The organism is Pseudomonas sp. C9D1 (assembly GCF_056491235.1).
Map to the genome: position 1 here is coordinate 765,795 of NZ_JBSZIE010000001.1, position 18,373 is coordinate 784,167.

The following is an 18,373-nucleotide window of genomic DNA, read 5'->3' on the forward strand; positions in this document are numbered from 1 at the left end:
AAGAATGCGATGACAAAAACAACAAGCTCATTCGAACAATTGGTAGACCGGGAAAAAGGCCTCAAGCAGAGCCTCACCAGCGGGCAGCTGTCGATGATCGCCATCGGTGGCGCCATCGGCACCGGCCTGTTCCTCGGCAGTGGTTTCGCCATCGGCTTCGCCGGACCCAGCGTGCTGGTCAGCTACGGCATCGGCGCGTTGATCGCCCTGCTGCTGATGGGCTGCCTGGCGGAAATGACCGTGCGCCACCCCACCTCGGGCTCGTTCGGTTCCTTCGCCGAGTTCTACGTGTCGCCCGGCTTCGGCTTCGCCATCCGCTACGCCTACTGGTCGTCCATCGTGTTTGCGGTGGGCACCGAGATCACCGCCGCAGCCATGTACATGAAGTACTGGTACCCCGAGGTGCCGGGCGGCTACTGGATGGTGGCCTTCTCGGTGGCGCTGATCCTGGCCAACGCCTTCAGCGTCAAGGTGTTCGGCGCCATCGAGTACGTGTTCTCGCTGCTCAAGCTGTGCGCCATCGTGGTCTTCATCCTGCTCGGCGCCTGGGTGGTCTACGGCGCGCCGGCGGATTCCGCCATCGGCTTCGCCAACTACAGCAACGACCGCGGCTTCTTCCCCAACGGCTTGTGGGGCACCTGGGTGGCGGTGATCGTGGCCTTCTTCAGCTACCTCAGCATCGAGATGATCGCTGTCGCCGCCGGTGAGGCGAAGGACCCGCAAAGCGCGGTGACCCGTGCCTTCCGCATCACCGTGGTGCGCCTGGTGGTGTTCTACCTGCTGACCATCGCCCTGGTCCTGGCCATCGTGCCCTGGGGCCAGAACAACGGCGGGCAGAGCCCCTTCGTCACGGTGATGGAAGCCACCGGCGTGCCCTATGCGGGCGCGGTGTTCAACGCGGTGATCCTGATCGCGGCGCTGTCGGCGATGAACAGCCAGCTGTACATCACCACCCGCCTGATGTTCAGCCTGTCCCGGGCCGGCCAGGCGCCCAAGGTGTTCGGCACCCTGAGCGGCAAGGGCGTACCGCTGCCGGCGCTGCTGCTGTCTTCGGTGGGCATCGCCCTGGCCACCCTGCTGTACCTGGCGTACCCGGAAAAGGCCTTCACCCTGATGATGTCGATCGCCATGTTCGGCGCGATGTTCACCTGGGCGGGCATCTTCCTCACCCACCTGTTCTTCCGTCGCCGCCAGGGCGGCCAGCCCCTGGCGTTCAAGCTCTGGGGCTACCCCTGGACCAGCCTCGCCGGCCTGCTGCTGATGCTGGCGCTGATGGTCACCACGCTGTTCACCGAGGAGTTCGCGCCCACCCTGCTGTGCGGCCTGCCGTTCCTCGCGGTGATCCTGCTGATCTACGCCCTGCGCTTCCGGCAACGGGCGCCGCTCGAAGGCGACGCGCCCAAGCCGCTGCCGATCCAGCGTTGATCCCCGGGCCAGGGACGGCCCGCACCCCCTGATGGCAACAGCGCCCACCCGCCGTGGGCCGGTGCCTGCGCGCGCCCCGGGATAGGGCGCGCCGCGAAGAACAACAAGAATTCACGAGGCTCGAACCATGTTGCGCAGAACCCTCCCGGCATTCCTGCTGGCCGCCTGTGCCTGCCCGCTCGCCCTTGCGGCGAACGAGCCGGCGCCGGGCTTCGTTGCCGGCAGCCAGGCGACCCTGTTGCTGCGCAACTCCTACTTCAACCGCAGCAAGGAGAATGGCCGCCGCGACGCCCGCGACTGGACCCAGGGCTTCGTCGCCCAGTACGCCTCCGGCTTCACCGCAGGCACCGTCGGTGTCGGCCTCGACGGCTTCGCCTACCTCGGGCTGAAGCTCGATGCCCCGGCCAACAAGACCGGCACCGGCAACCTGCCCGTGCACGACGACGGCCAGCCCGCCGACGAGTACGCCAAGGCCGGCGCCGCCCTCAAGCTGCGTTACTCGCGCAGTATGCTCACGCTCGGCGAGCAGCGCCCCGACACCCCGGTGTTCGGCGTCAGCCACTTCCGCATCGTGCCGCAGACCGCCACCGGCATTGCCCTGGTCAGCCAGGAGATCGACGGGCTCGACCTGCAGGCCGGGCACTTCACCTCGTCCACCAGCCCGGTGACGACCAACGGCGACGGCGACCTCTGGGCGGTGATGGCGGGCGTCACCACCCCGCGCGCCGACTACCTGGGCGGCCGCTACCGGGTCGCCCCCGGCCTGGACGTGAGCCTCTACGGCGCGCGCTTCAAGGACATCTGGAACCAGTACTACGCCAGCCTCGACGGCCGCCACGCACTGCAGGGCGACCGCGAACTGGGCCTGACGATGACCCTCTACCGCACCACCGACAGTGGCCAGGCGCGGGCCGGCGATATCGACACCACCACCCTGGGCGCCGCCACCTGGCTGCGCAGCGGCGCGCACCGCTGGCTGCTGGGGCTGCAACGGGTGGGCGGCGATACGCCCTTCGACTACCTGGGCGTGGGCGACAACGACCGCAATGGCCGCAACGGCCGGGACCAGGGCGCCTCCATCTACCTGCCCAACGCCGCCCAGTTCGCCGACTTCAACGGCCCCAATGAGCGCTCCTGGCAGGTGCGCTACGACCTGGCGCTGGAGCGCTACGGCGTGCCCGGCCTGTCGCTGATGGCCCGTCACGTGCGCGGCTGGGGCATCGACGGCAGCCGGATTCCCGCCGGCAGCCCCTACGCCGGGCGCTACGGCGCCGATGGCGAGCACCGCGAAACCAACCTGGAGCTGCGCTACGTGGTGCAGGCCGGGCCGGCCAAGGGCCTGAGCCTGCGCGCCCGCCAGGCCTGGCACCGCGCCGATCGCGACCAGGGCTCGGGCGACCTCGACGACTTCCGCCTGATCACCGACTACCCCATCGACCTGTTCTGACCGGCCAGCACGCCTGGCCGGGGGCTTCACCCACATCGATTTCTGCAATGGCAAGCACTGCCCAATCGGGCACAACTGACGGAGTGAATAATGAAAACAAGGCTGCTCCCTTCCAAGGCTCGCGTTCCGTTCATCCAGACCGGCGTCGCGGCATCCGTGATCCTCGGCATGTTGCTGGGCGGTTATGCCCGCGCCGAGGGCCACGGCCCGATCAACATCGTCGACCCCTTCGTGAAGCGGCAGGCCGAGCTCTCGCCGGACAGGACCCCACCTGAACCGGCGCCGGGCAGCTACGGCCTGGACAAGAAGACCGGCGTCTTCACCCACCCGGCGGCCACGCCCTTCTCCCACGGCGGCCAGCCCTTCGCCGGCCAGCTCGACTACTGGGACAGCAAGACCTACATCAAGAACATGAAGGTCGAGGCCTACTACCCCATCGTGGTCGAGCCCTTCCACACCTGGCAGAACATCGTCGACTTCGACGGCAAGCGCTACCTGTACCAGTACGTGCGCCGCAGCCTGAAGATCTTCGACATCACCCATCCCAAGGACGTGAAGCTGCTGCTTACCCGTGGCGAGACCTGGGGCCCGAACGGCCCGGGCGAAGAGCAGAACCCCTACCCGGCGGACGACATGTTCGGCGCGGCTTCCATCCAGTGGAACAAGAAGCTGGGCAAGAACATCATGGTGCAGTCCTTCGAGGTGCGCCGTTTCGGCGTGCTGGAAGACAAGTACCGCGAGCCGGACAAGGTCGAGGCCATCCGCAAGTCCAAGCACCTCAAGGGCTTCAAGGTCTACGAGATGAACGGCCCGCTGCCGGCGGACTGGAAGCTGATCGCCACCCGCACCACCGACATCGAGCACCCCAACGCGCCCATCGGCGAGCAGGAAGGCTCCGGCGTGCGTGACATCCCGGCCTACTTCGGCGGCGATGTGATGTACGTGGCCGCCGCGCCCAGCGACAAATACGCCCTCACCGAATACCCCAACGACCTGTACAACGCCGGCTACCAGTCCTGGGACATGTCCAACCCGGCCGATCCCAAGCTGCTGGACGTGCTCACCGTGCCAGGCCAGATCGTCGGCGACCCCGAGCACGAGGCCGTGTTCAAGGCCAACCCGCGTGCCGGCAACCGCGCTTCCTGGATGGGCGCGCGCATGTCGCTGTTCATCCCCAAACCGGTGGAGCAGGGCGGCAAGTACGGCTACGCGGCCATGGGCGGCATGGGCCTGTACGTGGTCGACATCACCGATTCGAAGGCGATGAAGGTGGTGGGGCACGTGGACTTCCCGGTCAGCGTGGCCGGTACCGAAGGCGACAACATCGACGTCTCCCAGGTGGAGAAGACCGGGCTGGTGTACTTCAGCGGCTACCCGCTGTCCGAGGACTGCTACGAGGCCTACAAGGACATCTACGCGGTGGACGTGAGCAACCCGGCCAAGCCCGCTATCCAGCACGTGCTGCCGCGCCCGACGCCGCCGGCCGATGCCGCCTTCACCGACTTCTGCCAGCGCAAGGGCAGCTTCGGGCCCAAGCGCACCGGCTACTACACCCAGCCCGGCGTCTCCCGCGAGGGCATCCTGCCGTACGCCTTCTACAACGCCGGCGTGCAGGTGTTCGACGTGCGTGACCCGGCCAAGCCCACCATCGGCGCCTACTTCGTGCCGCCCTTCGACACCAAGAACGTGGCCAGCTACGCGATCGGCAACCTGACCCACAGCGCCTACACCGAGTACGACCGCAACCTGATCTGGGTCTTCACCAACCACGGCTTCTACGCACTGTCGACGCCGTTGCTGGGCACGCCGAGCTTCGACGCACCGAAGAAGCCCTGGCCGTCCCGGGACTGACCCTGCGGCTCCATAACAACAAAACCCAATAAGAAAAATAGAGCGCGCGGCGGCGGGGAGATGGCCGCCGCGTGCTCACCCTGTTCGATCGGAGCAACCCATGCGCAAACTTCTACTCGCACTTCCGCTTGTGAGCGGGCACGCCTTCGCGGGAATCGAGATATCCGGGATCATCGACGTCACCTACGAGGTGGCCACGTCAGGGGGGGACACCGTGGAGCGGGTCACCGGTGCCGGTCTCAGCGCCAACCGCATCCAGTTCAAGGCGGACCAGGCGCTCACCGACGACCTCTCGGTGAAGGGCGTCTACGAGGCGATGTACAACCCCCATTCCGATGACGACATGGGCAAGCGCGAAGCCTATGCCCAGATCATCTCCAAGCGCTGGGGAACCCTCAGTGCCGGGCGCCAGGACACGCCCTCGGCCAACGCCTACGGCTACGCCGACCCGCTGTTCGGCAACGAATACAGCCTGATCAACAACGTCAGCGTGTTCTATGCGCCCTGGCGTGAAGACCGCTCGCTGATGTACATCAGCCCGCGCATCGAGGGCTTCGAGTTCCGTGGCATGGCCACCCAGGGCGAGAAGGACGGCAGCCGCGACGGCCGCGTCTACAGCGTGGCGCTGGACTACTGGGCCGACAGCCCCTGGTACTTCTCCGGCGCCCTGGACCGCAAGTACCAGCGCAACCTCTGGGACAAGGACAGCATGGAGTACGCCACCGACCTCTACCTGACGGCGGTGTACAGCATGGGCAAGACCGACCTCACCGCCGTCTACCACCGCTACACCGGCTACTACGCCTACGCGCCCTGGGTGGATTTCGAATCCAACGGCAGCGACCTGCAGCTCGGCCTGCGGCACAACTTCGGCAACAAGCACAACGTCGCCGTCAGCCTGATCTACAAGGACGACCGTAAGGACGAAGCCCTCAGCGACGCCGCCGGTATCAACCTCGGCTACATCTACAACTACGACGAGAACATCGACCTCTACGGCGTCTACGCCTACATCCACCACAAACGTGATTCGGATGTGCGCTACCCCATCAGCTGGAACCTGGAAAGCCCGCTCGCCGACGAAAACCCCGAAGGCATGCAACTCGGCGTGCGCTTCAAGTTCTAGCCCCGCGCCGCCACCCCCCACCCGCGACAGGACGCTGCCGCGGGTTTTTTATTGCCCGCGAATCGGCGGTGATGGATTTCGCGGCGCTCAACCCAGCCTCGGGGGTTGACCGGGATGTAGGGTGGATGACGCTCTTTTCATCCACCAAACGGTGCCGCCGGGAGCACCGTGATGGCAGCCCTGCGGCCTGCTTGGCGAATGAATTCGCCCCTACAGGGACCGTGTGGTCTGTAGGTCGGGTGCAACCCGACGTGGGCGGTGCATGGGGCATGTCCGGTGCACGCCGGTCATGCCGATTGGTGGATGGGTGAAGCGTCATCCACCCTACGCGAGGCCGGGCCGATGAGCCGGGTTGGGGCCTGGCGGTGATGGGTTTCGCGGCGCTCTACTCAGCCTCGGGGTTGACCGGGATGTAGGGTGGATGACGCTCTTTTCATCCACCAAACGGAGTCGCCGGAAAGCACATTGCGGCGGCGGTGCATGGGGCATGTCCGGTGCACGTCGGTCACGCCGATTGGTGGATGGGTGAAGCGTCATCCACCCTACGCGAGGCCTGGCCGACGGGCCGGAGTTGGGGCCTGGCGGTGATGGGTTTCGCGGCGCTCAACCCAACCTCGGGGTTGACCGGGATGTAGGGTGGATGACGCTCTTTTCATCCACCAACGGAGTCGCCGGAAAGCACATTGCGGCGGCGGTGCATGGGGCATGTCCGGTGCACGTCGGTCATGCCGATTGGTGGATGGGTGAAGCGTCATCCACCCTACGCGAGGCCTGGCCGACGGGCCGGAGTTGGGGCATGGCGGTGATGGGTTTCGCGGCGCTCAACCCAGCCTCGGGGTTGACCGGGATGTAGGGTGGATGACGCTCTTTTCATCCACCAAACGATGTCGCCGGGAGCGCCGTGATGGCAGCCCTGCGGCCTGCTTGGCGAATGAATTCGCCCCAGCCCTGTAGGTCGGGTGCAACCCGACGTTGTGGTGCAGGCCCTCGCGGGTTTCACCCGCCCTACGGAAACCACGCTCACAAAAAAGCCCCGGTCCGACGGCGCGGACCAGGGCTTGAGTAAGGAGGCGTGATGAAGGGGGTATCAGATGCCGAAGAACTCCCGGGCGTTGCCGGCGCAGATGCGTGCCTTGTCGGCGTCGTCCAGGCGCGGGTGTTCGAGCACGCCGGAGCCGATGCGCTGTTCGCCCAGGGGGAAGGGCGAGTCGGAGCCGAGCATGACCCGGTCCGGGCCCATCACGTCCACCAGCAGCTGCAGGGCGCGCGGGTCGAACACGGCGGAGTCGACGAAGAAGCGCTTCACGTAGCTCGAGGGCAGTTGCGGGCAGTCCTCGCGGACGATGTCGCGGTGGCGCCAGGCGTTGTCGACGCGGCCGAGAAGGAAGGCGAAGCCGCCGCCGCCGTGGGCGAAGCAGATGCGCAGCGACTCGGGGATGCGCTCGAAGGCGCCGGAGAGGATCAGCGAGAGGATGCCCAGCTGGGTTTCCGCCGGCATCGCCACCAGCCAGGGCAGCATCCATTTGCGCATGCGCTCGCCGCCCATCATGTCCCAGGGATGCACCAGCACCGGGATGCCGTCGTTGGCGCAGTGGCTGAGGAAGGTCACCAGGTTGTCGTGGTCCAGGTCGTGGTTGCCCACGTGGTTGCCGATCTGCACGCCGACGTGGCCGGCGGCCTTGGCGCGGCTGGCCTCGCGGCAGGCGGCGTCTATGTCTTGCAGGGGCACCTGGGCCAGCACCTTGAGGCGGTCCGGGGCGCGGGCGGTCATCTCCAGGGCGCGGTCGTTCATCAGCTGGGCCCAGGGCAGCGCGCGTTCGATGGGCGCGTCGTAGGCGAACATCACCGGGGTGGCGCACATGATCTGGATGTCCAGGCCCTGCTCGTCGAGGTGCTCGATGCGCCGGACCGGGTCCCAGAGCACGTCGTGCACCGGGCGGAAGGGCTTGTCGCCGACCATGATCTGGCCGCTGCGGCCGTCGCTGTGCAGCCAGGGCGCGCGCTCGGGGTTGAGCCGTGCGGCTTCCTCCCGGGTGATGGTGGGGAAGAAGTGCGAGTGGATATCGATTTTCATGCTTGGGCTGCCGCCTCCAGGGTCCGGTGCCAGGTCTGCCAGTCACGGCCGGGGTGGATCTCGCCGCATTCGCTGCAACGGCGCTCGGCGTCGCTGGTGGCGTAGAACTGCTCGTACACCGGGGGCAGGTCGTTGACGATGCTCTGCAGCTGCATTTCGTAGCGCTTGATCACCGTGCCGCAATGGGCGCAGCTCCACTGCAGGGCGTCGAACAGGCCGGCGGGGCGCTGGCGCTCGATCACCAGGCACAGGCTGCCGGGCTCGGGGCGTTGCGGGGAGTGGATGACATGGGGTGCCATCAGGTAGATATCGCCCTCGCGCAGGTCGATGCGCTCGTAGCGGCCACGGTCCCAGATGTTCAGGTAGGCGTTGCCCTTGAACTGGTAGAAGAACTCCTCCACCGGGTCGTCGTGGAAGTCGGTGCGCTGGTTCGGGCCACCGACCACGGTGACCATGAAGTCGGCGTTCTGCCACACCTGCTGGTTGCCCACGGGCGGTTTGAGCAGGTGCGCGTGCTCCTCGATCCAGCGGTTGAAGTTGAGCGGCGGGCTGAAGTGGTGTTTGTCCATCTTGTTGTTCTCAGCGATTGAGCGGGGCGTAGGCCACGGCCTTGATTTCGATGCGCAGGTGCGGGTGCGGCAACTGGTGCACGGCGACGGTGGTGCGGGTCGGGCCGCTCTCGTCGAAGTACTCGGCGTAGACCTGGTTGTAAGGGCCGAAGTCGTTCATGTCGACCAGGAAGGTGCTGATCTCCACCAGGTTCTGCAAGGTTGCGTTTTCACTGGCGAGGATGTCGCGGATGTTTTCGATCACCGCGCGGGTCTGGGCGCGGATGTCCAGGTTGGTGGTGCCCATGGCGTCCACCTCCACGCCCTCGAAGCTGTTGTCCGGGCGCCGCGAGCTGGTGCCGGAGACGTAGAGGAAGTCGCCGGCGCGCTTGATGTGCGGGAAGCGCCCGCGTGGGGTGGCCTTGCCGGCCACGACTGTGGAGCGGTTGTCACTCATGCTCGGGTTCCTTGTTGGGGGGCGCGGGCGGCGCTGCAGGTGAAGCCGCATTCGCCGTAGCCGGCGATCTCCACGCTGACGTGGGCGCCCGGAGTCAGGGCTTCGGCGGCGGTGGCGGCGCCGGCCATGATCAGGCTGCCGGCGGGCAGGGCGATTTCGGCGCGGGCCAGCAGCTGCGAGGCCTGCACCAGGCTGCGCAGCGGGTGGCCGAGGATGGCAGCGGTGGAGCCGGCCTGGACCACGCGGCCGTCGATGCGCATCAGCACGCCGGCATTGGCCAGCCCGGCGAAGTCCCGCGACCAGGCGCCGACCACCAGGCCGGACGAGGAGCAGTTGTCGGCGACCACGTCTTCCAGGCTGAACTTGAAGGCCTGGTAGCGCGAATCGATGATCTCGATGGCCGGGGCCACGGCCTCCAGGTAGTCGGCCGCTTCCAGCTGGGTCAGCGGGCGTTCGATGGCGCGGCGGGTGACGAAGCACACCTCCGGCTCGGCGCGCGGGTGGATGAAGCGGCCCAGGTCCACCACGCCGCCGTCTTCTTCCAGCATGGCGTCGGTGAGCCAGCCCCAGATCAGGCTGTCGACGCCCATCTGGATCATCTTGGCGCGGCTGGTGAAGCCCAGCTTGACCCCGACCATGCGCTCGCCGTCGGCGTAGCGGCGGGCCATGGAGGCCCGCTGGATCAGGTAGGCCTCGTCGAGGCTGAAGGGGCTGCTGGCGCTGAACTGCGCCAGCGGCTCGGCCTGGCGGGCGGCGCGGTCGAGGGCGGTGGCGATGCGGGCGATATCGGTGCTCATGGGCGCGGCTCCTGGCGGCGGGCGAGAAGGTCGAGGGCGACGTCGACGATCATGTCTTCCTGGCCGCCGACCATGCGGCGCTGGCCCAGCTCGACGAGGATGTCCACGGTCTTCAGGCCGTAACGAGCGGCGGCCAGCTCGGCATGGCGCAGGAAGCTGGAGTACACGCCGGCATAGCCCAGGGCGAGGGTTTCGCGGTCGACGCGCACGGGGCGGTCCTGCAGCGGGCGGACGATGTCGTCGGCGGCGTCCATCAGTGCCAGCAGGTCGGTGCCGTGGTGCCAGCCCAGGCGTTCGGCAGCGGCGATGAACACCTCCAGCGGCGCGTTGCCGGCCCCGGCGCCCATGCCGGCGAGGCTGGCGTCGATGCGGTCGCAGCCTTCCTCCACCGCGACGATGGAGTTGGCCACGCCCAGGGAGAGGTTGTGGTGGGCGTGGATGCCGGTGGCGGTGGCCGGGTCGAGCACGGCCTTGAGCGCGCGGAAGCGCTCGCGGATGTCCTGCATGCCCATGGCGCCGCCGGAGTCGACCACGTAGATGCAGGTGGCGCCGTAGCTTTCCATCAGCTTGGCCTGGCGGGCGAGGCCGTCGGGGGTCTGCATGTGGCTCATCATCAGGAAGCCGACGGTGTCCATGCCCAGGTGGCGGGCGTATTCGATGTGCTGGCGGGAGACGTCCGCCTCGGTGCAGTGGGTGGCCACGCGGACCACCCGAGCGCCGGCGGCGTGGGCCGCCTTGAGGTCGTGCACCGTGCCGATGCCGGGCAGCAGCAGGGTGGCGATGCGTGCGTGCTGCAGCACATCGGCGGCGGCCTCGATCCATTCCAGGTCGGTGTGGGCGCCGAAGCCGTAGTTGAAGCTCGAGCCCTGCAGGCCGTCGCCGTGGGCGATTTCGATGGAGTCCACGCGGGCCTGGTCCAGGGCGCGGGCGATGGTCTGCACCTGCTCCAGCGAGTACTGGTGGCGGATGGCGTGCATGCCGTCGCGCAGGGTCACGTCGGAGATGTACAGCTTCTTGCCGGGGGTGGCGGTCATGGCGTGCTCCTCAGCGGTTCAGCAGCGACTGCGCCATGCGTTCGGCGGTGGCCAGCGCGGCGGAGGTCATGATGTCGAGGTTGCCGGCGTAGCTCGGCAGGTAATGGGCGGCGCCTTCCACTTCGAGGAACACCGAGGTCTTCAACCCGCTGAAGCGGCCGTGGCCGGGGAGGGTCAGCGGCGCCGATTCGGGGATCACCTCGAACTGCACCTGCTGCTTGAGGCGGTAGCCCGGCACATAGGCCTGCACGGCGGCGACCATTTCCTCGATGGAGGCGGCGACCTGCGCCTGGTCCACCGCTTCGCTCAGCACATAGACGGTGTCGCGCATGATCAGCGGCGGCTCGGCCGGGTTCATGATGATGATCGCCTTGCCCTTGGCCGCCCCGCCGATTACTTCGATGGCCTTGGAGGTGGTCTCGGTGAACTCGTCGATATTGGCGCGGGTGCCGGGGCCGGCGGACTTGCTGGCGATGGAGGCGATGATCTCGGCGTAGTGCACGCGGGCCACGCGGGACACCGCCGCCACCATGGGGATGGTGGCCTGGCCGCCGCAGGTGACCATGTTGACGTTGGTCTGCTGCAGGTTCTGCTCCAGGTTCACCACCGGCACGCAGTAGGGGCCGATGGCTGCCGGGGTCAGGTCGATCAGGCGGATGCCGGGCTTCACGCTGCGCAGGTAGGCGTCGTTCTGCACATGGGCGGCGGCGCTGGTGGCGTCGAAGACGAAGTCGATCTCGGCGAATTCGGGCAGGCGGGTCAGCCCCTCCACACCTTCATGGGTGGTGGCCACGCCCAGGCGGGCGGCGCGGGCCAGGCCGTCTGAGGCCGGGTCGATGCCGACCATGGCGGCGATTTCCAGGTGCTGGGCATTGCGCAGGATCTTGATCATCAGGTCGGTGCCGATGTTGCCCGAGCCGATGATCGCGGCCTTGAGTTTCTGTCTGTTCATGGGGGCTCCGGTCATTGCGCGGTGGCGAAGGCGGCGGTGACGCTGCCCAGGCCCTGGATGTGCGCGGTGAAGCTGTCGCCCGGTTGCACGGCGACCATCGGCCCCAGCGCACCGGTGAGGAGGATGTCGCCGGCACGCAGCGGCGCACCGTGGCGGACCATGGTGTCGGCCAGCCACAGCGCGGCGTTCAGCGGGTTGTCCATGCACGCGGCACCGGCGCCGACCGACACCGGCTCGCCGCGCAGGGTCATGCTCATGCCGCAACGCACCAGGTCCAGCTTGTCCAGGGTCACCGGGCGGCTGCCGAGCACGAACAGGCCGGAGGAGGCGTTGTCGGCGATGGTGTCCACCAGGCGGATGTCCCAGTTGGCGATGCGGCTGCCGACCACTTCGATGGCCGGCAGGGCGAAGGCGGTGGCGCGGATCAGGTCGGCCACGGTGTGGCGCTCGAAGCACAGGTCGTGTTCCAGCACCAGGGCGATCTCCGCTTCCACCTTGGGTTGCAGGGTGTCGTCCCAGGCGATGGGCTGGCCGTCGCCACGGGCCCGCTCGGCGAACAGCAGGCCGAAGTCCGGCTGGTCGACGCCCAGCTGCTTCTGCACGGCGCGGGAGGTGAGGCCGATCTTGTGGCCCACCGGGCGCAGGCCGGCGTCGATGGCGGCCAGGGTGTTGTAGCGCTGGACGGCATAGGCCAGGGCGACCGGGTCCTGGGTCGGGTCTTCGGCCAGGGCGGTGGCGATCAGGTCGCGCACCGGGGCGCAGGGCTGGCCGCTGCGTTCCGCCTGGCGCAGGCGGCTGGCCGCTTCGATGAGTGCTGCATGCATGGTGGGGCTCCCGCTCAGGCGTTGACGCAGATGGTGGTGATCTCGGAGTAGAAATCCAGGGAATGGCGGCCGCCCTCGCGGCCGAGGCCGGACAGGCGCGCGCCGCCGAAGGGCGTGCGCAGGTCACGGAGGAACCAGGTGTTGACCCAGACCATGCCCACGTGGAAGCGCCGCGAGACCTTGTGCGCGCGCTTCAGGTCGCGGGTCCACAGGGCCGTGGCCAGGCCGTAGGCGGAGTCGTTGACGCGGCGCACCACCTCGTCCTCGCTGTCGAAGGGGGCGATGTGGCAGACCGGGCCGAACACTTCTTCGCGCACGCAGCGGGCGTCGTCGCCGAGGCCGGTCCAGATGGTCGGCTGCACGTAGGCGCCGTTGTCGCGCTCGTCGCCGAACACCGGCACGCCGCCACCGGTGACTTCGACGGCGCCTTCGCTACGGGCCAGTTCGAAGTAGCCGAGCACCTTGTCGCGGTGCTTGTGGGAGATCAGCGAGCCCATGTTCACGCCGTCTTCGTCGGGGTAGCCGATCTTCAGCTTCTCGGCGCCGGACTTCATGGCGGCGACGAAGCGCTCGTAGATCGGCCGCTCGACATAGACGCGCTCCGAGCACAGGCACACCTGGCCGGAGTTGGTGAAGCTGGAGCGCAGCACGCCGGCCACCGCCGCGTCGAAGTCGCAATCGGCGAAGACCACCGCCGCGTTCTTGCCGCCCAGCTCGAAGGAGACGTCACGCACGCCCTCGGCGGCGGCCTTCATGATGGTGGCGCCGGTGCGCGATTCACCGGTGAAGGTGATGGCGTCGACGTCCGGGTTGCGGGTGAGGAATTCCCCGGCGGAGTTGGGGCCGAAGCCGTGCACCAGGTTGAACACGCCGGCGGGCAGCCCGGCTTCCTGCATCACCTCGGCCAGCAGGGTGGCGCTGGAGGGCGAATCCTCCGACGGCTTGACCACCACCGAGTTGCCGCAGGCCAGGGCCGGGGCGACCTTCCAGGTGAGCAGCAGCATCGGCAGGTTCCATGGCGAGATGATCGCCACCACGCCGTGGGGCTTGCGCACGGTGTAGCTGAACACCTCGCTGCCATCGGCGGCGCGCATCTCGAAGAACTCGCTGCCGGCCTGGCGTACCAGCTCGGCGAAGGTGCGGAAGTTATGCACGCCCCGAGCGATATCCAGGGTGCGCGCCTGCTGCACCGGGCGCCCGGTGTCGGCCACCTCGGCGGCGACGAACTCCTCGAAGCGGCGCTCGATGCCATCGGCGATGCGCATCAGCATGTCGGCGCGCTGGCTCGGGCTGAAGTCGGCCCAGGGCCCTTCCTGCGCGGCCTTGGCGGCGGCGACGGCGCGCTCCACCTGGCTGGCGTCGGCTTCGCAGACCTGGCTCAGGACGCGCCCGTCGATGGGCGAAACATTGGGGAAGGTCTTGTCACTGGCGACGAATTCGCCCGCGATGAAATGGCGCAGCAAGGGCAGGGGAGTGGACACGACAACCTCCGATTCTTGGATTTCGGAGAAGTCTAGGGAAGGCGCCTATAAGGGAATAATGAAAGCCTTGAGGTTGACTATTCTGCTTTGGAATAGCTGGATGGCTCGGTCACCCCACCCCCGGCTCGGCGCCCTCTGGGAACGCAATCATCGATGTAGGGCGGGTGAAACCCGCGAGCCCCGGGCATCAGAAGCCGTCGGGTTGCACCCGACCTACGGGCCGGCCACCCAGCACACGACACGCCCGGTGCGGTAGGACCGTAGGGGCGAATTCATTGGCCCAGCAGCCCGCAGGGCTGCCCTGGCTCGGTGCCATAAATGGAGTCCGGTGCGCCCTACCGCATGGGTTTCGCTTCGCTCTACGCCATCCTACGAAAGCCGCCGCATCGGTCAGGCCGGCGTGCCCTGGTCATGCTCCTGGCTGGCCTGTTCCAGGCATTCGCGGAACAGCCGGGCGGCGGGGCCGAGGTCGCGGTTGGCGGCGTGGAAGTAGCCGATATTGCCGAACTGCAGCGGGGTGCCCAGGTCGAGGGCGTGCAGCATGCCGGCGTCGGCGAACTGGCGGGTGGCTTCGTAGGGCATCAGGGCCACGGTTTGCTGGTCCTGCATGAGGCTGATATTGGTGAGGATCGACAGGGATTCGACCACGTTGGCCGGGGTGCCCAGGTCGGCCTCGGCGAACAGGCGGTCGGCGGTGCGGCGCAGCAGCGAGTCGCGGGTCGGCAGCACCCAGGGGTAGCCGTGCAGTTCCGCCAGGCTCACCGGCGAGCGGCCCTGCAGCGGGTGCTGGGCGCCGGCCACCACGCACAGGGCCTCGCCATAGAGCACTTCCACTTCCAGCATCGGCGATTCGTTGCGCCAGCCCCAGTCGTCCGGCACGCGGCCCACCACCAGGTCCACCTCGCCCACGGCCAGGGCCGGGAACAGCTGGTCCATCTGCCCCACCCGCAGGGACACCAGCACGCTGGGCGCGCGTTGCTTGAGCAGTTGCATGGCGCGCGGCAGCAGCGAGCTGGAGGCGGAGATCAGGGTGCCGACCATGACGTGGCCGGAGGTGCCTTCCTGGAAGGCGTTGACCTCGTCGGTCAGCGAGCGCAGTTCGGCCAGCAGCGACTTGGCCCGGCGCACCACCAGCTCGCCCAGCTCGGTGGCGGTGACCCCGCGGTTGCCACGGATCAGCAGCGGGGCGTCGAAGTAGGATTCCAGCTCGTGGATGATCTTGGTCACCGCCGGCTGGGTCAGGTTCAGCGCCTGGGCCGCGCGCAGCAGCGAGCCGCTTTGCAGCACCTGGTCGAACACCACCAGTTGGTAGAACTTGAGCTTCCGCGCCACGGACATGGGGGTGAATTTCATGCGGTGCCTCGACGGGTCAAAGGGCGGTGGGGTGCGCAAAGCACCGCATGGTAATCAAAAGCGGGGACGAGCGGGGGATGTGGATGGTGGTGCCTGCTGGAGAGTTTTTGAGTCCAGCGGGTTGCCGAGTTTTGATGGTGGTTGTGCCGTAGGGTGTGCCGTGCGCACCGCCGCACGGTGCTTCCGGCGAGCTCCAGGTGCGCGCAGCACACCCTACGTTCGAGGTGAGCGGCGGCTGCACGCCCACAGGCCCGGTTGCGCCCTTTGGCTATGGCCTCAGGGCTGCATCTCGCGCAGGGCGTCGCGGCTGAGGCTGATCCACTCGCCGTGCAGGTTGCGGTAGTGCTTGGGGGAGCGGCGGGCGTAGTGCTGGATCTGTTCCAGCAGCTCGCGGGCTTCGCGCTGGCGGCCCAGCTGGCGGAGCATCAGGGCGTAGCGGTAGTTGGCTTCGGGGCCGGTGTAGTAGCCCGAGAGGGCGCGGTATTCCTCTTCCGCTTTGGTGGTGTCGCCGAGGCTTTCCAGGGCGCGGGCGTAGAGCAGGTGGCCGTCGGCGGAGCGGTAGTCGGGGTTGTGCTGGATCAGCCGGTCGAGGGTGTCGCGGCAGCCTTGTGCGTCGCCCTTGGCGAACTGCGCCTGGGCGAGGCCGAGGAGGATGTCCGGCGCTTGTGCGTGGATGCCGCGCAGGGCGGCCTGGTAGTGGCTGGCGGCTTCGTCGGCCCGGCCCAGGCGCAGCAGCTCTTCGGCCAGCTGCACACGGGTTTCGCGGGTGTCGCGCAGGTCCAGCTCGTCACGCAGGGCACGCAGATGGCGCTCGGGGTCGAGGGTGTCGTGCAGGCGGTTGACGGTGCGCCGGCCAGTGCGGCTGCCGAGCAGGTCGGGGAGCATGATACCGAGGAAGTAGATCAGGCAGCCGAGGCCCGGCAGCGCGATGATCAGGTACAGCCAGTAGCGTTCCTGCCCGCTGCGGACGACGTGAAGGCCGCAGGTGACCTGGCAGGCGATGACGAGCAGGGCGAGCAGTGGCATGGCGGTTTCCAGTCCCTTGGAGAGTCGATGGGCGCCGCCCGGAAAGGGCGGGATGCCTATGAGAACACGGTGCTCGATACCTGTCAGGTGACCTGATTCTCATCACTCGAAAGAGGGCGAAAGCATCGAACGCGGGCATTGCCAGCGGGAACGGGAATCAACAATAATGCGACTTATTCTTATTTGACTCCTGGGTCTACCCCACGTGGCCACCTCTCCTGATCTCAATGCTGCCCTGGCGACGCTCTATCACGAGAACCATCGCTGGTTGCGCGCCTGGCTCTATCGCCAGTTGCGCTGCCCGCAGGATGCCGCCGACTTGACCCAGGACACCTTCATGCGCGCCCTGACCTCGCGTCAGCTGGGGCAGCTGGACGAGCCGAAGGCGTTCCTCAATACCCTGGCCCGGCGCCTGCTGTGCAGCTTCTGGCGCCGCCGCAAGGTGGAGCAGGCCTATCTGCAGGCGCTGACCGAGCTGCCCGAGCAGTTCGCGCCTTCCGAAGAGGACATCGCCCTGGTGAGTGAGGCCATCGACGCCATCGACCGGCTGCTCGACGGCCTGCCGCAACGGGTGCGCCGCGCCTTCCTGCTCAACCGCCTCGATGGCATGCCGCAGCAGGCCATCGCCGATCACCTGGGGGTTTCCCTGGCCACCGTCGAGCGCGACCTGCGCCGTGCCTTCGTGCACTGCCTCTGCGCCCACCCGGAGCTGCCATGAGCCACGCCGAACTCGACCTGCACACCCGCACCGCCATCGACTGGATGCTGCGCTTGGACCCGGGCCGGGTGACCAACCACGACCGCCAGGACTTCAAGCGCTGGCTGGCCGACGACCCGGCCCACCTGGTGGCCTGGCAACGGGTCAGCGGCCTGCTGCAACAACCCCTGGCCGACCTGCAGGGCGCCGAAGTGCGCAGCCCCGGGCAACTGCGTGCCGCCAGCCGGGCGCTCTCTGCCCCCGATTCGCCACAGCGGCGCAAGCTGCTGCGCGGCGGCCTGGCCTTGCTGGTGCTGGGCGCCGGCAGCGGTGCGCTGGTCAACCGTGTGACCCCCTTGGCGGGCCTCACCGCCGATGTGCACACCGCCACCGGCGAGCGCCGCACCCTGCAGTTGGAGGACGGCAGCCGGCTGGTGCTCAACGCCCGCAGTTCTGTGGATATCCGCTTCGACGGTGCGCGCCGCCTGGTGCGCCTGCGCGAGGGCGAGCTGCTGGCCAGCGTGGCGGCCGATGCTACCCGGCCCTTCATCATCGCCACCGCCCAGGGCGAAGTCCGCGCGCTGGGCACGCGCTTCCTGGTGCGCCAGGAGGAATCGCGCAGCCTGGTCTGCGTGCAGGAACACCGCGTGCGCATCGACTGCCATGGCGGGCAGCACGGCGAGCTGGGCGAAGGCCAGGCGGCCTGGTTCGGCGCCTCGGGCATCCAGCCGGCCCCTGCCAGCCTGCTGACCCGCGCGGCCTGGGTGGATGGGCGCGTGGAGGTCAACGACGAGCCCCTGGGCTACCTGGTCGAGGCCCTGCGCCCCTACCATCGCGGCCTGCTGCGCATCAGCCCGGAAGCCGCGCAGGTGCGGGTGTTCGGCGTGTTCCCCCTGGACGACAGCGGCGCCGCCCTGCAATCCCTGGCCGAAACCATGCCGGTGCGCGTGCGCCGCTACGGCCCCTGGCTGACCCTGGTCGATCGCGCCTGATCGCCCATGGAGTGGCTCCGTGCGTAGGGTGGATGACGCTCTTTTCATCCACCAGCGGTGTTGCCTGCGAGCACGAAATGGTGGACGGGTGAAGCGTCGTCCACCCTACGGCCGGCGCGCGCGGAGTTGGTCGGTGTGTAGGGTGGATGGCGCTTTTTTCATCCACCAAAGGGCGCCAAAGACGGGCTCGAAGGCGCGGCCATCGAACAAATGCAAAAAATTCGCAAAAACGATGAGGGGTTTATTCGCCTCGTTGGACATGGATAGGGCAAACCCGACATACAGAACA

General features: G+C 67.8%; 16 protein-coding genes. 6 read left to right on the forward strand and 10 right to left on the reverse strand.

From position 1 onward, the window contains the following. Positions 1 to 9 precede the first annotated feature (9 nt). The 4 genes from ACXI0U_RS03590 (at position 10) to ACXI0U_RS03605 (ending at position 5,849) form a co-directional block, all read left to right on the forward strand. Positions 10 to 1,425, forward strand: coding sequence for an amino acid permease (locus ACXI0U_RS03590; protein ID WP_031287232.1), 1,416 nt, complete (start codon positions 10 to 12; stop codon positions 1,423 to 1,425). A gap of 127 nt (positions 1,426 to 1,552) precedes the next feature. Further along, complete coding sequence (locus tag ACXI0U_RS03595) at positions 1,553 to 2,872, forward strand: OprD family porin (protein WP_479549771.1); 1,320 nt, start codon at positions 1,553 to 1,555, stop codon at positions 2,870 to 2,872. Positions 2,873 to 2,962: 90 nt separating this feature from the next. After that, positions 2,963 to 4,723: an LVIVD repeat-containing protein gene (locus ACXI0U_RS03600; protein ID WP_479549772.1), complete on the forward strand. Its 1,761-nt coding sequence runs from the start codon at positions 2,963 to 2,965 to the stop codon at positions 4,721 to 4,723. A 100-nt stretch (positions 4,724 to 4,823) separates the two neighbouring features. Next, positions 4,824 to 5,849, forward strand: a complete 1,026-nt coding sequence (locus ACXI0U_RS03605; protein WP_236207560.1) for a porin — start codon at positions 4,824 to 4,826, stop codon at positions 5,847 to 5,849. 1,087 nt (positions 5,850 to 6,936) lie between these two features. Here the strand turns inward: ACXI0U_RS03605 and ACXI0U_RS03610 are convergent. The 10 genes from ACXI0U_RS03610 to ACXI0U_RS03655 all read right to left on the reverse strand — a co-directional run bounded on the left by ACXI0U_RS03610 (position 6,937) and on the right by ACXI0U_RS03655 (position 16,395). Beyond that, the gene (locus ACXI0U_RS03610; protein ID WP_184491926.1) at positions 6,937 to 7,923 is read right to left on the reverse strand and encodes an amidohydrolase family protein; all 987 of its coding nucleotides are present in this window, start codon (positions 7,921 to 7,923) and stop codon (positions 6,937 to 6,939) included. Further along, positions 7,920 to 8,492 (reverse strand): 3-hydroxyanthranilate 3,4-dioxygenase, encoded by a 573-nt coding sequence (locus ACXI0U_RS03615; protein ID WP_265167817.1) that lies wholly within the window; start codon positions 8,490 to 8,492, stop codon positions 7,920 to 7,922. Before ACXI0U_RS03615 ends, ACXI0U_RS03610 begins: the two co-directional genes overlap by 4 nt. 10 nt (positions 8,493 to 8,502) lie before the next feature. Next, a complete protein-coding gene (locus ACXI0U_RS03620; RefSeq protein WP_021218023.1) occupies positions 8,503 to 8,928 on the reverse strand; it encodes a RidA family protein in 426 nt (141 codons plus the stop codon). Next, positions 8,925 to 9,725, reverse strand: a complete 801-nt coding sequence (locus ACXI0U_RS03625) for a 2-keto-4-pentenoate hydratase (protein ID WP_021218022.1) — start codon at positions 9,723 to 9,725, stop codon at positions 8,925 to 8,927. Before ACXI0U_RS03625 ends, ACXI0U_RS03620 begins: the two co-directional genes overlap by 4 nt. After that, entirely contained in the window at positions 9,722 to 10,759 is a 1,038-nt protein-coding gene (gene dmpG / locus ACXI0U_RS03630; protein WP_431483661.1) for a 4-hydroxy-2-oxovalerate aldolase, read from the reverse strand. Before dmpG ends, ACXI0U_RS03625 begins: the two co-directional genes overlap by 4 nt. A gap of 10 nt (positions 10,760 to 10,769) precedes the next feature. Further along, on the reverse strand, positions 10,770 to 11,711 hold the full coding sequence (locus tag ACXI0U_RS03635; RefSeq protein WP_021218020.1) for an acetaldehyde dehydrogenase (acetylating): 942 nt from the start codon (positions 11,709 to 11,711) through the stop codon (positions 10,770 to 10,772). An 11-nt stretch (positions 11,712 to 11,722) separates the two neighbouring features. Further along, the gene (locus ACXI0U_RS03640) at positions 11,723 to 12,535 is read right to left on the reverse strand and encodes a 2-keto-4-pentenoate hydratase (protein ID WP_021218019.1); all 813 of its coding nucleotides are present in this window, start codon (positions 12,533 to 12,535) and stop codon (positions 11,723 to 11,725) included. A 14-nt stretch (positions 12,536 to 12,549) separates the two neighbouring features. After that, on the reverse strand, positions 12,550 to 14,016 hold the full coding sequence (locus ACXI0U_RS03645) for a 2-hydroxymuconic semialdehyde dehydrogenase (protein ID WP_479549773.1): 1,467 nt from the start codon (positions 14,014 to 14,016) through the stop codon (positions 12,550 to 12,552). Between the two features lie 390 nt (positions 14,017 to 14,406). Further along, positions 14,407 to 15,369, reverse strand: a complete 963-nt coding sequence (locus tag ACXI0U_RS03650; protein WP_479549774.1) for a LysR substrate-binding domain-containing protein — start codon at positions 15,367 to 15,369, stop codon at positions 14,407 to 14,409. Between the two features lie 276 nt (positions 15,370 to 15,645). Beyond that, positions 15,646 to 16,395 (reverse strand): tetratricopeptide repeat protein, encoded by a 750-nt coding sequence (locus ACXI0U_RS03655; protein ID WP_263401277.1) that lies wholly within the window; start codon positions 16,393 to 16,395, stop codon positions 15,646 to 15,648. Positions 16,396 to 16,600: 205 nt separating this feature from the next. Here ACXI0U_RS03655 and ACXI0U_RS03660 point away from each other — a divergent pair, with 205 nt between their 5' ends. Next, positions 16,601 to 17,113 (forward strand): sigma-70 family RNA polymerase sigma factor, encoded by a 513-nt coding sequence (locus ACXI0U_RS03660; protein WP_479549775.1) that lies wholly within the window; start codon positions 16,601 to 16,603, stop codon positions 17,111 to 17,113. After that, on the forward strand, positions 17,110 to 18,084 hold the full coding sequence (locus ACXI0U_RS03665) for a FecR family protein (protein ID WP_265167825.1): 975 nt from the start codon (positions 17,110 to 17,112) through the stop codon (positions 18,082 to 18,084). The genes ACXI0U_RS03660 and ACXI0U_RS03665 overlap by 4 nt, the downstream gene beginning before the upstream one ends. The last annotated feature ends 289 nt before the right edge of the window (positions 18,085 to 18,373 follow it).

What these genes read in the sequence shown, in the direction of transcription:
- ACXI0U_RS03640 (WP_021218019.1), bottom strand. Translation starts at nt 12,535, where the DNA reads ATGCATGCAGCACTCATCGAAGCGGCCAGCCGCCTGCGCCAGGCGGAA.
- ACXI0U_RS03595 (WP_479549771.1), top strand. Translation starts at nt 1,553, where the DNA reads ATGTTGCGCAGAACCCTCCCGGCATTCCTGCTGGCCGCCTGTGCCTGC.
- ACXI0U_RS03655 (WP_263401277.1), bottom strand. Translation starts at nt 16,395, where the DNA reads ATGCCACTGCTCGCCCTGCTCGTCATCGCCTGCCAGGTCACCTGCGGC.
- ACXI0U_RS03605 (WP_236207560.1), top strand. Translation starts at nt 4,824, where the DNA reads ATGCGCAAACTTCTACTCGCACTTCCGCTTGTGAGCGGGCACGCCTTC.
- ACXI0U_RS03665 (WP_265167825.1), top strand. Translation starts at nt 17,110, where the DNA reads ATGAGCCACGCCGAACTCGACCTGCACACCCGCACCGCCATCGACTGG.
- ACXI0U_RS03650 (WP_479549774.1), bottom strand. Translation starts at nt 15,369, where the DNA reads ATGAAATTCACCCCCATGTCCGTGGCGCGGAAGCTCAAGTTCTACCAA.
- ACXI0U_RS03615 (WP_265167817.1), bottom strand. Translation starts at nt 8,492, where the DNA reads ATGGACAAACACCACTTCAGCCCGCCGCTCAACTTCAACCGCTGGATC.
- ACXI0U_RS03635 (WP_021218020.1), bottom strand. Translation starts at nt 11,711, where the DNA reads ATGAACAGACAGAAACTCAAGGCCGCGATCATCGGCTCGGGCAACATC.
- ACXI0U_RS03625 (WP_021218022.1), bottom strand. Translation starts at nt 9,725, where the DNA reads ATGAGCACCGATATCGCCCGCATCGCCACCGCCCTCGACCGCGCCGCC.
- dmpG (WP_431483661.1), bottom strand. Translation starts at nt 10,759, where the DNA reads ATGACCGCCACCCCCGGCAAGAAGCTGTACATCTCCGACGTGACCCTG.
- ACXI0U_RS03620 (WP_021218023.1), bottom strand. Translation starts at nt 8,928, where the DNA reads ATGAGTGACAACCGCTCCACAGTCGTGGCCGGCAAGGCCACCCCACGC.
- ACXI0U_RS03610 (WP_184491926.1), bottom strand. Translation starts at nt 7,923, where the DNA reads ATGAAAATCGATATCCACTCGCACTTCTTCCCCACCATCACCCGGGAG.
- ACXI0U_RS03600 (WP_479549772.1), top strand. Translation starts at nt 2,963, where the DNA reads ATGAAAACAAGGCTGCTCCCTTCCAAGGCTCGCGTTCCGTTCATCCAG.
- ACXI0U_RS03590 (WP_031287232.1), top strand. Translation starts at nt 10, where the DNA reads ATGACAAAAACAACAAGCTCATTCGAACAATTGGTAGACCGGGAAAAA.